Here is a 15050-nt window from a genome sequence, read left to right as displayed (position 1 = left end):
CGTGTTTAACTCGTCGTACGCCTAGTCGCTGGCATTGTCGTTCCGGGGCTCGCGTCGCGAGAACCCGGAACCTCGAGATTCCGGGTTCGATGCTTCGCATCGCCCCGGAATGACGGTGGAAAGCTTACAACGAAACGCCCGGCGGAATGTCCGCCTCGGTCACGCCCACCAGCTCCATGTTGGTGATGATGGCGTTGCGGATGAAGCCGAGGCCCTTGTTGAAGTCGATCCAGGTGTTGACGTAGTCGCGCCAGGTCTTGTCGTTCTCGCGCCGGAAGCCGGCATTCGACGTCGTCGCGAAGATCGGCGTCGGCAGCACGAACTGGCCGAGCGAGGGGTTCTTCTTCAGCACGGTCAGCGACAGCATGGTGATGAGGCACTGCGCGTCGACACGGCCGGTCTGCAGCGCGGCGGTGGCATCGTCGGCGGTCTTCAGGCGCGAGATCTGCGCCTTCGGCGTCAGGCGGCTGACGACCTGGTCGTGCGAGGAGCCCTGGTCGACCGCGATCTTGATATCGGGCGAGTTCAGCTCGGCCCAGCTCTTCGGCTTGAAGTCCTTCTTGCAGAGGATGCCGAAGGCGTTGTTGAAAACAGGCACCGAGAAGTCGATCACCAGCGCGCGCTTCGGGGTCGGATTGAGGCCGAAGAAGATGTCGATCTTGTTGGACTGCAGATCGAGCACCGAATTGCCCCAGGTGGTCTCGGTGATCTCGAGCTCCGCCTCCATGTCGTCGGCCAGCCCCTTGGCGATGTCGATGTAGAAGCCCTTCCACTGGCCGCTGGAAAGATCCTTCATATAATAGGGCGCGCCGCCGCCGACCGCACCGATCCGCATCTTCTTGGTGCGGCGGATGCGGGCGAAGGTCGATTCGTTGGGATCAGCCGCCTGGGCCACGGCCGGAGAGGCCAGCGCGCTCGCGGTCGCCGCGCCGATGGCGCCAAGTCCGACAATCGATGCAACATCACGACGTGTAACCATTGGGATCAATCGCTTTTCTGGTTAGGTGGAATTCCGGCAGCGTTCTTACCAAGGCGGCCTTGGTAGCGGAAGCACAGCCTATCGGCTGGGCAGACCCGGAATTGCCCGGATGCTAGGCAAGATCAAGTGGGCCAATGTGATACCCGCTTGCTTTCCGCTCCCTTTGGCCCCAAATAGGGGCCGGGAGATTGGCGGTGGACGAGCCACTCGCCAACCGGGTCAGGTCCGGAAGGAAGCAGCCCTAACGAGGTCCGGATCGGGTCGCTCGTCAGTCTCCTACCTGTTTTTTCGAGCGAATTGCGCTGGCGGGGCCTCCCGCTGGCGCGCTCATGTCCGCAAAAGCCAGCCGAGAGACATTCCATTGCGGATTGACCGATGACCGACGCTGGCGCCCCTCCACCTCCTGATCGCGCCGGCCCGGCCGGCAACGCGCCTTATCGGGTGCTGGCGCGGAAATACCGCCCCTCAAGCTTCGACGATCTGATCGGCCAGGAGGCCGTGGTCCGCACCGTCTCCAATGCCTTCGAGACCGGGCGGATTCCGCAGGCCTGGATCCTCACCGGCGTCCGCGGTGTCGGCAAGACCACCACTGCGCGCATCCTTGCCCGTGCACTCAACTACGAGATGCCGGATGGCTCGGTGAAAGGCCCGACCATCCACATGCCGACGCTAGGCGTGCATTGCCAGGCGATCATGGAAAGCCGGCACATGGACGTGCTGGAGATGGACGCCGCCTCGCATACCGGCGTCGACGACGTCCGTCAGATCAATGACAGCGTGCGCTACGCGCCGGCCAGTGCCCGCTACAAAGTCTACATCATCGACGAAGTCCACATGCTGTCGACGGCGGCGTTCAACGCCTTCCTGAAGACGCTGGAGGAGCCGCCGGAACACGCCAAATTCGTGTTCGCGACGACCGAGATCCGCAAGGTCCCGGTCACGGTGCTGTCGCGCTGCCAGCGCTTCGACCTGCGCCGTGTCGAGGCCGACGTGCTGATGAAGCACCTCGCCAACATTGCCGCCAAGGAAAATGTCGAGATCGAGCCCGAGGCACTCGGCATCATCGCGCGCGCGGCCGAAGGCTCGGTGCGCGATTCGCTGTCGCTGCTCGACCAGGCGATCGCGCATGCGGCCGGCGCCGTGAAGGCGGACGCGGTCAGGCAGATGCTGGGCCTTGCGGACCGCACCCGCGTCATCGATCTCTTCGAGTCGCTGGCGCGCGGCGATATCGCCGCTGCGTTCAAGGAGTTCCGCGATCAGTACGACGTCGGCGCCGATCCGATCGTCGTGCTCTCCGACCTCGCCGAGTTCGTCAATTTCGTCACTCGCGTGAAAATCATTCCGGCGACCGCCGACAACGTCGCCTATGGCGAGACCGAGCGCGTGCGTGCGAAGGACTTCGCCTCCAAGATCTCGATGCGCGTGCTGTCGCGGATGTGGCAGATGCTGCTCAAGGGCATCACCGAGGTGCAGGGCGCGACGCGTCCGGCTGCTGCTGCCGAGATGGTGCTGGTGCGCATCGCCTATGTCGCCGATTTGCCGACGCCGGACGAAGCGATCCGGATGCTGGAGCAGAACGGCGGCGGCTCGCAGATTGTGAGCGGCAGTGCCGCGCGCAGCAGCGCGCCGGCTGCGCCGACGGCCTCCGCCGCGCCCGCCCCGCCAGCCGCGCCGGTTCGCATGCCGATGTCATCGCCATCAACGTTCGGCGGCGGGGCCCGGCCGCAGATGGCGGCGCCCGCGCCGGATCCGCAAGGCGCAACACCTCAGCTGCGTGTCACCAGCTTCACCCAGCTCGTCGCACTCGCGGGTCAGAAGCGCGACCTCATGACCAAGAGCGCGCTCGAAGGCGACATGCGCCTCGTTCGTTTCGAGGAAGGCCGACTGGAGGTCGCGCTCGAGCCGAACGCCTCCAAGACCATGATCTCCGAGCTCGCGCGCAAGTTCGAGCTGTGGACCGGTCGGCGCTGGACCATCATTGTTTCCAATGAGCAAGGCCAGGCGACGCTGCGTTCGGTGAGCCAGGCCGCCAAGCAGGAACATGCGCGCAATGCCGAGGCTGACCCGCGCGTGCAGGAGGTGCTGTCGCGCTTCCCCGGTACCAAGGTCGTCGAGGTCCGCAGGCTTGCCCCCGAGGCGCCGGAATCCAATGATAACGCCGACTACGGCTCTGACGATCTGCCCGACGGTTCCGACGCCGACGATCTCTGAGCCAATCTTTGAGGACGAAAACCCATGGCTGATTTTCTCGGCATGATGAAGCAGGCGGCGCAGCTGCAATCCAAGATGCAGGAGATGCAGGAGCAGCTCGGCAATGTGGAGGTCGAGGGCATTTCCGGCGGCGGTCTCGTCGCCGTGCGCATGACCGCCAAGATGGACGTCAAGGGCGTCAAGATCGATCCCTCGCTGATGAAGGCGGAAGAACGCGAGGTTCTGGAAGATCTGCTCGTGACTGCCCTCAGTGATGCTCGCCGCAAGGCGGAGGCCGCGATGCAGGAGAAGATGCAGTCGCTGACCGGCGGGCTCGGCCTGCCGCCGGGGCTGTTCGGCCAGTAACATGGGCGCGGTTGCAGGTCCTGAAATCGAGCGGCTGGTTCAGCTTCTCGCACGGCTGCCGGGTTTGGGTCCGCGCTCCGCGCGGCGCGCGGCGCTGCATCTGATCAAGAAGCGCGAAGCGCTGATGATGCCGCTGTCGTCGGCCTTGCAGGTTGCGCTGGACAAGGTCCAGGTCTGCAAGACCTGCGGCAATATCGACACGCAAAATCCCTGCACGGTCTGCACCGATCCGAAGCGCGATCCCGCCATCATCGTCGTCGTCGCCGATGTCGCCGATCTCTGGGCGCTGGAGCGTGCCAATGCGACGCAAGGGCGCTATCACGTGCTCGGCGCGACGCTGTCACCGCTCGATGGCGTCGGTCCGCAGGATCTCACCATCGACGCGCTGGTGGCGCGCGCGCATGCGGCCGAGGTGCACGAGATCATTCTGGCGCTGAATGCAACTGTCGACGGCCAGACCACCGCGCACTACATCACCGACCTGCTTCAGGACGCCAACGTCAAGGTCACCCGGCTGGCCCATGGGGTGCCCGTCGGCGGCGAGCTTGATTATCTCGATGAGGGCACGCTATCGGCCGCGATGCGGCAGCGGACCCTGTTCTAGCCACAGACCTACGGAACGGACGACATGACGAAACGATTCGCCACACGATCGGCTTTGGCCGCGACGATGCTGCTGCTCGTGACACCGGCCATCGGCGCCGCGCAGGAGGACGATGGTGCGCCGCCGCCCTCGAAGCCCGGCAAGCCGATCAGTGCCGGCGAGGTGCTGTCGGGCGAGCTCAACGCCATGAAGATTCGCGACGTCAAGAACGCCGGCAAGCGTGTTGCGATGTACCAGATCACCTCAGAGCCGCGCCGCCTGCCGGCGCCGAACGGGCTGTGCGATCTGGAGACCGGACCTGAGACGTTCCAGCTCGTCACCTCCAGCGACGCGCAGGCCTCGCAGCTGAAATCCTTCGTCGGCAAGGAGATCTCGGTGAAGGTGGATGAGGTCGCCTGCGCCAGCGATCCCGGCCAGATGAGTGAAGCCGTGGTGACGAAGTGGAGTTTGGTGAAGAAGTAAGGGCGGCGAGACGCTTTCGCCACGTTTTCGGTGTCATCGCCCGCGAGGGCGGGCGATCCAGTACGCCGCGGCTTCTCGGTCAATCACAACTGTCTCGGAGTACTGGATGCCCCGCCTTCGCGGGGCATGACAATGAGTGGTGATTATACCCTCACCGGCCCCAGCGCATCGAAATGTCCGCGCCTCTGTAGCCAGACCAGCAGCACCAGGCTCGGGATAGCCACCAGCACGCAGATCACGAAGAACAGCGGCCAGCCGGTTGCGGCAGCCACGAAGCCGGCGCCTGACGAGAGATAGGTTCGCCCCACCGCCGCGAGCGCGGTGAGCAGCGCATATTGCGTCGCCGTGTGCAGCGGGTTCTGGCAGAGCGCGGAGAGATAGGCGACGAAGATCACGGTGCCGATGGCGCTGGTGAAATTCTCGGCGCAGATGGCGAGCGCCAGCGCCCATTGACTGGTGCCGACCACAGCGAGCCAGGAGAAGGTGAGGTTGGCCAGCGCCTGCACCACGCCGCCGATGCAGAGCGAAGTTGCCAGCGAATAGCGTCGCGCAACGAAACCGCCGGCAAAGCCGCCGATCAGCGTCGCGGCGAGGCCGACGCCTTTCACGATCGCCGCATAGTCGTTGCGGGTGAAGCCGAGGTCGATCACGAACGGCGCCGTCATGGTGCCGGAGAATGCGTCGGTGAACTTGAACAGCACCACGAAGGCGAGCGCTGCGATCGCATCCTTGCGCGACAGGAACTCCGAGAAGGCACCGATCGCCGCATGCAGCACGCGCGTGAACGCGGTCTCTTCGTGCGTCGCGGCTTCGGCCCTTTCCGATTGCTCGGGCTCGGTGGCAACGAGCGCCGTGATCGTCCCGATCAGCACCATCGACGCCATCACTACATAGCCCCACATCCAGGCCGCGCTGCGGGTGATACCGGTGCTCTCGAAACCGGAGACGATGAACAGCGCCCCCGCGGTCGAGACCAGCATGCCGATGCGATAGGCCGCGACATAGGCCGCCATGCCGGCGGCCTGCTCGCTCTCGGGCAGGCTCTCGACGCGAAAGGCGTCGACCACGATGTCCTGCGTCGACGACGTCGTCGCCACCAGCAGCGCGCCGAGCGCGACGTAGAACGGCGAGCGTGCCGGATCGGTCATCGCCAGCAGCAGGATCGCGACGATCAGCAGTATCTGCGAAAACAGCAGCCAGCCGCGGCGCCGGCCGAAGGCTCGGGTGAACAGCGGCACATGCAACGCATCCACCAGCGGCGCCCACAGGAACTTCAGCGTATAGGGCGTGCCGACCAGCGCGAACAGCCCGATGGTCTTGAGGTCGACGCCGGCTTCGCGCATCCACACCAGCAGCGTCGAGCCCGATAGCGCCAGCGGTAGCCCTGAGGAGAAACCGAGGAACAGCACAATCAGCACCCGCGGTTGCAGATAAACAGCCAGGCTGTCGCGCCATGAGGTCGCGGGAGCATCGGTGCCGGCGGAGGAGGTCGCGTCGGGTGCGGTCATGTGGAGGTGTTAGCAGATTCTGGGCGAAAAAACTCCCACGGCAGTAGTGAGGCGGAAGTCCTCAACGCACCCTCAGTGTCATCGTCCGCGAAGGCGGACGATCCAGTAATCACCAGCGTTTCGGTTCAATCGCCACCGTCGCGGCGTACTCGATACCCGGCCTTCGCGCGGTATGACGCCATCATGGTGGCCCGGCTATAGCGGGATAAAGATCATCCCAATTCGGGTTGTCTTTCTCGATCAATCGGACCTTCCAGGCCCGATTCCATTTCTTGAGCCGCTTCTCTCGTTTGATCGCGTTCTCTGGATCGTCGAACTGCTCGAAATAGACGAGCCTTGCTACGTCGTACTTTTCCGTGAAGCTCTCGATGAGTTTTGACTTGTGCTCAGCCACGCGGCGGATGAGATCATTCGTTACGCCAATGTAGAGCGTGCCGCCGATCTTGCTGGCGAGAATGTAGACGTAGTAGGAGCGTGCGCCCATCTGCCGTCTCTCCTGTCTTCGTCCGCGAAGGCGGACGATCCAGTACCCACCAGCGTCTCGGTTCAATCGCAACCGACGCGGCGTACTGGATGCCCCGCCTTCGCGGGGCATGACAGTGTGCCGTAAATCTACTCCCCCGCCTGGAGCTTCCTCGGGAACAGCTCCGGCGTCCCTGTCGCCACCAGCCGCGGGCCTTCGGGCGCGTCCGTCTTGCTGAAATCCAGCTCCTCGATCCTTCCGGCCCGCTTCTCGATCTTGTCGGCGGAGATCAGGATCTGGCGGACGTCTTCGTTGGCATCGGCAAAGTGCTTCTGCAATTTAAGCACGCGGTCGCGCAGGCGGCCCAGATCGTCGCCGAGCTTGATCACCTCGGTCTGGATCTGGTCGGCGGCATCGCGCATGCGCGCGTCCTTCATGATCTGCTGCATGACCTGGATCGCAAGCATCAAGAGCGACGGCGACACCAGCACCACGCGGGCGCGATAGGCCTTCTGGATCACGTCGTCGAAACCGTCGTGGATCTCGGCGTAGACCGATTCCGACGGCACGAACATCAGCGCCATCTCCTGGGTCTCGCCGGTGACGAGGTATTTTTCCGCGATGTCGCTGACATGCTTCATCACGTCGCCGCGCAGCCGCTGCGTGGCGAGGCGCTTCTCCTCGTCCGTGCGGGCATCGTGCAGCGCGGTCATCGCCTCCAGCGGGAATTTCGCGTCGATGCAGAGCGGGCGCTGGTCGGGCAGGAACACCACGCAGTCGGGCCGTTTTCCGGTCGAGAGCGTGAACTGGAATTCGTAAGCACCCTTCGGCAGGCCGTCCTGGACGATCGCCTCCATCCGCGCCTGGCCAAACGCGCCGCGCGACTGCTTGTTGGCGAGCACGTCGCGCAGGGTGGTCACTTGCGTGGTGAGGTCGGTGAGGTTCTTGTGCGCGTTGTCGATGATACCGAGCCGCTCGTGCAGCGCGCGCAGGCTCTCCATGGTGTTGCGGGTGGAGTGTTCCATGGACTGGCCGACCCGATGGGTCACCGAATCCAGCCGTTCGTTGACCGCGCGCGCCATCTCGGCCTGGCGGCCGGCCAGCGCCTGGGTCATGGCGTCGGCGCGGCCGGCGGCCTCGCTCTGGGCGTGCAGGACCTGGCTGAGGCGCTCCTCGAGCTCGTCGGCCCGGATCGCGTGCGCCATCGCCAGTTCCGCCCCGCGCCGCCCGGAGCGCGCGATCACGACCGCAATGACGATCAGTAGGATGAGAACCAGCGCGCCGAAGCCGATCAGCGCATCGATTCCGCGCACCGGCCAGTCGCCCAGCATGAAAATGATCTCGTTCATGCTGCCCTTCTATCCGATTCGCCAGGGTGCACGAACGAATAGCGAACATTTATAGTTAATCCATCCCTAATTTTTATGGTTAACGAAACCCGAAGTTTTATGGTTAGCGGACCGTTAACGCGTTCCCGGCCGCATTGACCGCTTGTCGCGCGCAGCTTAAATCGCCCGCCATGGCCCTCAGAGAAATCATCATCCTGCCCGACAAGCAGCTGCGCCTCGTCTCCAAGCCGATCGAGAAGGTCACGCCGGAGATCCGCAGGCTAGCCGACGACATGTTCGAAACCATGTACGACGCGCCCGGCATTGGCCTCGCCGCGATCCAGATCGCGCAGCCGCTGCGGCTGATCACCATGGACCTCGCCAAGCCCAACCAGGACGGCGAGACCAAGCCGGAGCCGCGCGTCTTCATCAATCCGGAGATCCTCGCCTCCTCCGAGGAGCTGTCCACTTACGAGGAAGGCTGCCTGTCGATCCCCGAATATTACGAGGAGGTCGAACGCCCGGCGAAGGTGCGCGTGCGCTTCATCGATCTCGACGGCAAGGTGCATGAAGAGGACGCCGAAGGCCTCTACGCCACCTGCATCCAGCACGAGATCGACCATCTCAACGGCGTGCTGTTCGTCGACTATCTGTCGAAGCTCAAGCGCGACCGCGTCATCAAGAAGTTCGAGAAAGCCGCCAAGCGCGCGGAGTAAGGTCCGATGCCCCTCCGCCTGATCTTCATGGGCACGCCCGATTTCTCCGTGCCGACGCTGCTTGAGCTCGTCGCGCATGGCCACGAGATCGTGGCCGTCTACACCCGCGCGCCGAAGCCGGGCGGGCGGCGCGGGCTGCAATTGCAGCCGACGCCCGTGGAAGAGGCTGCGCGAAAGCTCGGCGTGCCGGTGCTGACGCCGAAGACGCTGAAGACGCCGGAGGCGCTGGAGGAGTTTCGCGCGTTCGATGCCGATGCCGCCGTCGTCGTCGCCTATGGGATGATCCTGCCGCAGGCGATCCTCGATGCGCCAAAGCTCGGCTGTTACAACCTTCACGCCTCTCTGCTGCCGCGCTGGCGCGGTGCAGCGCCGATCAACCGCGCGATCATGGCAGGCGATGCCGAGAGCGGCGTCATGGTGATGAAGATGGATGTCGGCCTCGATACCGGCGACGTCGCCATGGCCGAGCGTCTGCCGATATCAGACAACATGACCGCGGTCGATCTGCATGATCGCCTCTCCCGCCTCGGCGCCGATCTGATGGTGCGCGCGATGGCGGCGCTCGACCGCGGCGGGCTCCAGCTCAAGAAGCAGAGCGAGGAAGGCGTCACCTACGCCGCCAAGATCGACAAGGCCGAGGCGCGGATCGACTGGAGCAAGCCCGCACACGCGGTGTTACGCCACATCCACGGCCTGTCGCCGTTTCCCGGTGCCTGGGCCGAGCTTGCCGACGTCAGCGAGAACGCGCGCGTGAAAATCCTGCGTTGCGAGCTTGCCAAAGGCTCCGGCGCGCCGGGTGCGGTGCTCGACGATCAACTCACCATTGCCTGCGGCGAGGGCGCAATTCGCATCCTCGAGCTGCAGCGCGAAGGCAAGGCGCGGATGCCAGCGGCGGACTTCTTGCGCGGCGTGAAGGTCGAGCCGCCGATGCGGCTCGCCTGATGCCCCGCTACAAGCTCACCATCGAATATGACGGCGCGCCGTTCTTTGGGTGGCAGATCCAGGATACGCTGCCCTCGGTGCAGGGCGCGCTGGAAGCGGCGGTGAAGGCGATGACCGGCGCCGATTTGCGCGTGCATGGGGCCGGCCGCACCGATGCCGGTGTGCACGCGCGCGGCCAGGTCGCGCATGTCGATGTCGAGAAACAGTTTCCGCCGGGCCGTTTTCGCGACGGGTTGAATGCGCATCTGCGCCCGCATCCGATCGCGGTGCTCGAGGCCGAGATCGTGGCTGATACGTTCGAGGCACGCTTCTCGGCCATCAAGCGCCACTATCGCTACCGCGTCATCAACACCCGCGCCAATCTCGCGCTCGATGTCGGCCATGCCTGGCGCGTGCCGCGCCGGCTCGACGCCGACGCCATGCATGCGGCAGCCCAGCGCCTGCTCGGCAAGCACGATTTCACGACGTTTCGCGATACCGAGTGCCAGGCCAAATCGCCGGAGAAAACGCTCGACCAGCTCGACGTCACGCGCGACGGCCGTGAGATCATCATCGTCACCTCGGCGCGCTCGTTCCTGCACAGCCAGGTGCGTTCGATGGTCGGTTCGCTGGTCTGGGTCGGCGAAGGCCGCTGGACCGCCGACGATCTTTCCGCAGCGCTAGAGGCCCGCAACCGTGCCGCCTGCGGCATCGTCGCGCCGCCGGAGGGGCTGTATCTGATGAAGGTGGATTATTAGGCTAGGCGAAATACCGCGTCAAAATCCCGCGATAGACCTTCGTCAGCTTCTCCAGATCCACCACCGGCACGCGCTCGTTGACCTGGTGCATGGTCTGCCCGACCAGGCCGAATTCGATCACTGGGCAATAGCTCGAGATGAAGCGCGCGTCCGAGGTGCCGCCTGAGGTCGACAGCTCCGGCTTGCGGCCCGTCACCTCTTCGATTGCCGAGACGGCGAGATCGGTGAACGGGCCCGGCTTGGTCACGAACACATTCGAGTTCGACGGCTCCCAGACGATGCGGGCCTTGATGCGGTTGCCGCAGGCCTTTGTCAGCCGCGTCTCGACCAGCTCGCGCAAGGATGCCTGCGTGTGGTTGTCGTTGTAGCGGATGTTGAACTTGGCGCGGGCCTCGCCGGGGATGACGTTGAAGGCCTTGTTGCCGACGTCGACCGAGACGAATTCGAGATTGGAGGCCTGGAATTGCGCGCTGCCATGATCGAGCGGCTCGTCGCTGATGGCGACGATCAGCCGCGAAATATCGGGCACCGGATTGGAGGCGCGATGCGGATAGGCGACGTGGCCCTGCACGCCGTCGACGACGAGCGTGCCGGATTGCGAGCCGCGGCGGCCGACCTTGATGGTATCGCCGAGCGTCTCGACATTGGAGGGCTCGCCGAGCACGCAATGATCGAACTTCTCCCCGCGCTCCGCCGCCCATTTGAGCAGCTTGATGGTGCCGTTGATGGAGACGTCTTCCTCGTCGCCGGTGATCAGGAACGAGATCGAACCTTTTCCGTCGGAGCGCGCCTTGCCGCTGTTGGCGGCGAGATGCTCCAGCACCGCTGCGACCGAGCAGGCGATGCCGCCCTTCATGTCGACCGCGCCGCGACCGTGCAGGAAACCGTCCTTCACCTCGCCGGAGAACGCGCCGACGCTCCAGGCGCTCTCGTCGCCGGGCGGCACCACGTCGGTGTGGCCGGCGAAGGTAATGTGCGGGCCTTCAGTGCCGATCCGCGCATAGAGATTGTCGACGTCGGCGGTGCCGTCCTCGCTGAACGTCACGCGGTGGCAGGTGAAGCCGGCTGCGTTCAGTGCCTTCTCAAGCACGCCAAGCGCGCCGGCGTCTTCAGGGGTTACCGAGGGGCAGCGGATGAGGTCGCGGGCAATGGAGAGAGCATCGGTCATGAGCCCCGCTTAACATGCATGCCGCCGGGTGGGCTAGCGCTGGGAGGCACGAATTCGAGCTCGCGGCTCTGGTCCCAGCTTTTCGCAGGGGAGGCGGAATCGTCAGCGGCCTCAGCCTCCGGGTCCGGACCGAACCTGTTGGGCCCGATGGTGCCGCGCAGAAAGCCGGTCTCGACAAAGACGCAGAGCGTGAGGAGGGCGCTCGCCAATGCGAGCGGCAGCACCCAGTAGCTGTCCGGAAGTCGCTCCTCGAACTGCTTGTAGAGGCCCGGCAGCACGAAATACGCGAGCAGCCACCACGCGCTCTTGTCGCGGTCGTGCAGGCGCTTCACCACGATCGCGAGATAGATCCAGAGCAACAGTCCGGTCGCGACCAGCTTGAGCAGCAGCAGCGGCAGATGGTCCAGCAGCGACCATCGATAGGCTGTGGGATCGACGATCTTGAAAATGTCGTCGGCATCCAGGCTGAACGATGCAATCTTGCCGCTGAAGGCGACCATGATGCCCGCGCAGAGGAAGAGCAGCAGGATCATGCCGCAAAAGACAAAGATCAGGCTGCACCAGAAGCCGGCGCGGCCAGTGCGGCCGTCGAAGCGGAAGAGGTACCAGGTCCAGTCCATGCGAGAGGCTCCGGGCGGGAGGAGCCGCCCGGAAATTGGTCGCGATGGAGGGGGAGGGGGTTCGATCGCTCCTCGGCGTTGTCCCGGCCTTCGCCGGGACGAAAATGGAGAGGCGGTGTGCGTCGATCAATCCCGCAGCAGCTCGTTGATGCTGGTCTTCGAGCGCGTACGCTCGTCGACGCGCTTGACGATCACGGCGCAGGCCGTGCTCGGGCCGATCTGGCCGTTCTTCATCGGCTTGCCGGGCAGCGCGCCGGGCACCACGACGGAATACTCAGGCACCTCGCCCATGAAGATCTCGCCGGTCTCGCGATCGACGATCTTGGTCGAGGCGCCCAGGAACACGCCCATCGACAGCACCGCGCCCTTGCGCACGATCACGCCCTCGGCGACCTCGCTGCGCGCGCCGATGAAGCAATCGTCCTCGATGATCACAGGCTCGGCCTGCAGCGGCTCGAGCACGCCGCCGATGCCGGCGCCGCCGGAGATGTGCACGCGCTTGCCGATCTGCGCGCAGGAGCCGACGGTGGCCCAGGTGTCGACCATGGTGCTCTCATCGACGTAAGCACCGAGATTGACGAAGGAGGGCATCAGTACGACGTTCTTGGCGATGAAGGCCGAGCGGCGCACCACGGCGCCCGGCACCGCGCGAAAGCCGGCATCGCGAAAACGGTTCGGGCCCCAGCCTTCGAACTTCGAGGGCACTTTGTCCCACCAGTTGGCCTGGCCCGGGCCGCCGGGAATGACGTCCATGTCGTTGAGGCGGAAGGAGAGCAGCACGGCCTTCTTCAGCCACTGGTTGACCTTCCACTTGCCGTCGGCCCCGCGTTCGGCAACGCGCGCCTCGCCCTTGTCCAAGGTCTCCAGTGCCTGGTTCACGGCCTCGCGGACTTCACCCTTGGTCGAGGTCGAGATGCCGTCGCGCGCCTCGAAAGCGCTGTTGATGGTGGATTCCAGGGCGGACAGGGACATCGGGATTTCCTCAGAGGCAGACGGGGATTTTGATGGATTGGGAGGCTTTTTCGGGATTTGGAGAGGTGGAGTCAAGCTTGGTTCGCTGTCATCACCCGCGAAAGCGGGTGATCCAGTACGCCGGGCAGTCGTGATAAATCGGGATGGCGGTGATTACTGGATACCCCGCCTTCGCGGGGTATGACGGCTACTTGGTATGGGACAGCTTGCCCAAAAAACCCGCCAGGTCATCCGTGACGTGATCGACATGATCCGCATCGCGGCCCTCCAGTTCCCAATCCTCGCGCACCACGTCCTTGGTGCCGTCAGGCACCACCAGCACCGTGGTCATGCCGAGCTGATGCGGGACGGTGAGGTTGCGGGCGAGGTCCTCGAACATGGCCGATTTGGTCGGATCGACCGCGTGCAGATCGAGGAATTTCCGATAGGTCTGTGCTGCCGGTTTCGGCTCGAACTCGGCGGCGATGATGTCGAACACGCCGTCGAAATGCGTGGCAAGGCCGAGCCGCGCCAGCACCGCATCGACATGGTCGACCGACCCGTTGGTCAGGATCAGTTTCCGTCCCGGCAGCTTTGCGATCGCCGCGCCCAGCTGTGGGTTCGGCTCCAGCGGCGAATGGTCGATCTTGTGCACGTAAGCCAGATAATCGTCGGCGCGCACGCCATGCAGGGTCATCATGCCGCGCATGGTGGTGCCGAAGCGTCGGTAATAATCCTTCTGGATATTGCGCGCTTCCTCCGGGCCGACATTCAGCCAGTTGCAGACGAACTCGCCGATCCGCGCGTCGACCTGCTGCCACAGATTGACGTGATGCGGGTAGAGCGTGTTGTCGAGGTCGAACACCCAGGTGTCGACATGGCTGAAGTCGCGGGGTTGGGTCATTTCAACTCTCTATCCGGTAAGTGCAAGCGCTGCTCCACTCTCCGCCGTCGCCGGGCCGACACCGGTGTTTGTGGTCGCCACCATCACGGCACCGCAAACCGCAGCGTCCTGCCGCCACTGCTCATGTCCACCACGCCAAACCCCGTCGCCGCAAACCCGCGCGCGCCGCAATCGGTCTGCTCGTTGGTTTCGAACTTGGTCTCGCGGGTGCAGAGCTGCTTGTCGCCGCCCCAGTTCAGTGGCTTGTCCTTCAGCTTGATAGCACGGTTGTCGCTATCCACGGCTTCCGCGAAGCTGAAGATCTGCTTGGGCTGGCCGGTCACGTCAGGGTGCAGGCAGGTCTTGGGATCGATGCGATACCAGCCGCGGCTGGTCACGGACTTGCCGTCGTCGGTCGCGATTGCAGCCATCACCTTGTGCGGGGTGTCGTTGCACCAGGTGAGGCCGCTGGTGGACGGCGTCTGCGCCGCATCGACCATGGTCTTGAAGAAGTTTGGCGAGGAGACCAATTCGGACGACAGCCCGCGGCTCTTCAGAAACGCAGCGAGGGCGGCTTGCGTCTTCGGCCCGTCGACGCCGTCGATGGCACCGATGTCGTAGCCTGCGATCACCAGGAGGCGCTGGATGCCGGCAAGCCGCGCCTGCTCGTCGTCATATTCGGAATCCTCAGCGAGATAGGCGACGAGATTGCCGTCGTCGGCCTGCGTTGGCGTCACTTGCGTGAACGCCGCCTGCGTCTGGCCGCTGCGGCATTGCCGCGCAGCGGCGATGACGAAATTGTCCTGCGCCACGCACAGCATGTCATTGCCGTTCTGCGGGATCGGCGAGGCGCCGTAAACGCCGAGCGCGCGGGCGTTGAGCAGGATGCGGTCGGCAGTGAGCGTGCCCTGCACCACCACACGGCAGGTGGCGGGATCGATCCTGAACCAGCCGCGCGTCGCCGTCGCCGCCTTGTCGTCGATGCCGATCGCGGCCTCGACGACATAGGACATGCGGTTGCAGATCTTCAGATCGGCGAAAGCAGGCGCGGAGGAGAAGAACAACGAGACGGCGGCGGCCGGCAATGTCATCAGGAAGCGGGTGAAGGGGGAGCGGTGGCGCAGCGTCAGTCC

Annotated in this window: 16 protein-coding genes and 1 other RNA gene; 8 read left to right on the top strand and 9 right to left on the bottom strand. The window is 64.6% G+C overall.

Annotation, left to right across the window (positions count from 1 at the left end; translation table 11 throughout):
* Window positions 1-124: 124 nt before the first annotated feature.
* Window positions 125-979, bottom strand: coding sequence for a transporter substrate-binding domain-containing protein (locus L6639_RS06035; protein ID WP_237859780.1), 855 nt, complete (start codon window positions 977-979; stop codon window positions 125-127).
* A 183-nt stretch (window positions 980-1162) separates the two neighbouring features.
* Here L6639_RS06035 and ffs point away from each other — a divergent pair.
* The 5 genes from ffs (at window position 1163) to L6639_RS06010 (ending at window position 4601) form a co-directional block, all read left to right on the top strand.
* Window positions 1163-1259, top strand: an RNA gene (ffs, locus tag L6639_RS06030) — signal recognition particle sRNA small type.
* A gap of 95 nt (window positions 1260-1354) precedes the next feature.
* Window positions 1355-3190 (top strand): DNA polymerase III subunit gamma/tau, encoded by a 1836-nt coding sequence (locus L6639_RS06025; RefSeq protein WP_237859778.1) that lies wholly within the window; start codon window positions 1355-1357, stop codon window positions 3188-3190.
* 24 nt (window positions 3191-3214) lie between these two features.
* On the top strand, window positions 3215-3535 hold the full coding sequence (locus L6639_RS06020) for a YbaB/EbfC family nucleoid-associated protein (protein WP_194465837.1): 321 nt from the start codon (window positions 3215-3217) through the stop codon (window positions 3533-3535).
* A gap of 1 nt (window position 3536) precedes the next feature.
* Window positions 3537-4139: a recombination mediator RecR gene (recR, locus tag L6639_RS06015; protein ID WP_027561562.1), complete on the top strand. Its 603-nt coding sequence runs from the start codon at window positions 3537-3539 to the stop codon at window positions 4137-4139.
* A 24-nt stretch (window positions 4140-4163) separates the two neighbouring features.
* Window positions 4164-4601, top strand: a complete 438-nt coding sequence (locus tag L6639_RS06010; protein WP_237859775.1) for a hypothetical protein — start codon at window positions 4164-4166, stop codon at window positions 4599-4601.
* Between the two features lie 143 nt (window positions 4602-4744).
* Here L6639_RS06010 and L6639_RS06005 read toward each other — a convergent pair whose 3' ends face one another.
* From L6639_RS06005 to L6639_RS05995, 3 genes are all read right to left on the bottom strand, one after another.
* Window positions 4745-6109 (bottom strand): AmpG family muropeptide MFS transporter, encoded by a 1365-nt coding sequence (locus tag L6639_RS06005; RefSeq protein WP_237859773.1) that lies wholly within the window; start codon window positions 6107-6109, stop codon window positions 4745-4747.
* A gap of 181 nt (window positions 6110-6290) precedes the next feature.
* Window positions 6291-6593 (bottom strand): GIY-YIG nuclease family protein, encoded by a 303-nt coding sequence (locus tag L6639_RS06000; RefSeq protein WP_237859771.1) that lies wholly within the window; start codon window positions 6591-6593, stop codon window positions 6291-6293.
* A gap of 128 nt (window positions 6594-6721) precedes the next feature.
* Window positions 6722-7921, bottom strand: coding sequence for a DNA recombination protein RmuC (locus L6639_RS05995; protein WP_237859769.1), 1200 nt, complete (start codon window positions 7919-7921; stop codon window positions 6722-6724).
* Between the two features lie 170 nt (window positions 7922-8091).
* Here L6639_RS05995 and def point away from each other — a divergent pair, with 170 nt between their 5' ends.
* From def to truA, 3 genes are read left to right on the top strand one after another with little or no spacing between them, the layout of a single operon-like run.
* Window positions 8092-8616, top strand: a complete 525-nt coding sequence (gene def / locus L6639_RS05990) for a peptide deformylase (protein ID WP_237859767.1) — start codon at window positions 8092-8094, stop codon at window positions 8614-8616.
* A gap of 6 nt (window positions 8617-8622) precedes the next feature.
* Complete coding sequence (gene fmt / locus L6639_RS05985; RefSeq protein ID WP_237859765.1) at window positions 8623-9558, top strand: methionyl-tRNA formyltransferase; 936 nt, start codon at window positions 8623-8625, stop codon at window positions 9556-9558.
* Window positions 9558-10295, top strand: coding sequence for a tRNA pseudouridine(38-40) synthase TruA (gene truA, locus L6639_RS05980; RefSeq protein WP_237859763.1), 738 nt, complete (start codon window positions 9558-9560; stop codon window positions 10293-10295). The genes fmt and truA overlap by 1 nt, the downstream gene beginning before the upstream one ends.
* A gap of 1 nt (window position 10296) precedes the next feature.
* On the opposite strand, the gene dapE is transcribed toward truA, so the two are convergent.
* From dapE to L6639_RS05955, 5 genes are all read right to left on the bottom strand, one after another.
* Entirely contained in the window at window positions 10297-11463 is a 1167-nt protein-coding gene (gene dapE, locus L6639_RS05975; RefSeq protein ID WP_237859761.1) for a succinyl-diaminopimelate desuccinylase, read from the bottom strand.
* Window positions 11460-12083, bottom strand: coding sequence for a DUF805 domain-containing protein (locus L6639_RS05970; protein ID WP_237859759.1), 624 nt, complete (start codon window positions 12081-12083; stop codon window positions 11460-11462). The genes dapE and L6639_RS05970 overlap by 4 nt, the downstream gene beginning before the upstream one ends.
* 126 nt (window positions 12084-12209) lie before the next feature.
* On the bottom strand, window positions 12210-13055 hold the full coding sequence (gene dapD / locus L6639_RS05965; protein WP_237859756.1) for a 2,3,4,5-tetrahydropyridine-2,6-dicarboxylate N-succinyltransferase: 846 nt from the start codon (window positions 13053-13055) through the stop codon (window positions 12210-12212).
* A 187-nt stretch (window positions 13056-13242) separates the two neighbouring features.
* Complete coding sequence (locus tag L6639_RS05960) at window positions 13243-13938, bottom strand: pyrimidine 5'-nucleotidase (RefSeq protein WP_237859754.1); 696 nt, start codon at window positions 13936-13938, stop codon at window positions 13243-13245.
* 83 nt (window positions 13939-14021) lie between these two features.
* Window positions 14022-15008, bottom strand: a complete 987-nt coding sequence (locus tag L6639_RS05955) for a DUF1036 domain-containing protein (protein ID WP_237861288.1) — start codon at window positions 15006-15008, stop codon at window positions 14022-14024.
* Window positions 15009-15050: the final 42 nt, after the last annotated feature.

This window comes from Bradyrhizobium zhengyangense, assembly GCF_022012555.1.
GTDB classification, from domain to species: Bacteria; Pseudomonadota; Alphaproteobacteria; order Rhizobiales; family Xanthobacteraceae; genus Bradyrhizobium; species Bradyrhizobium zhengyangense.
This window is presented reverse-complemented; position numbering and strand designations above follow the sequence as displayed.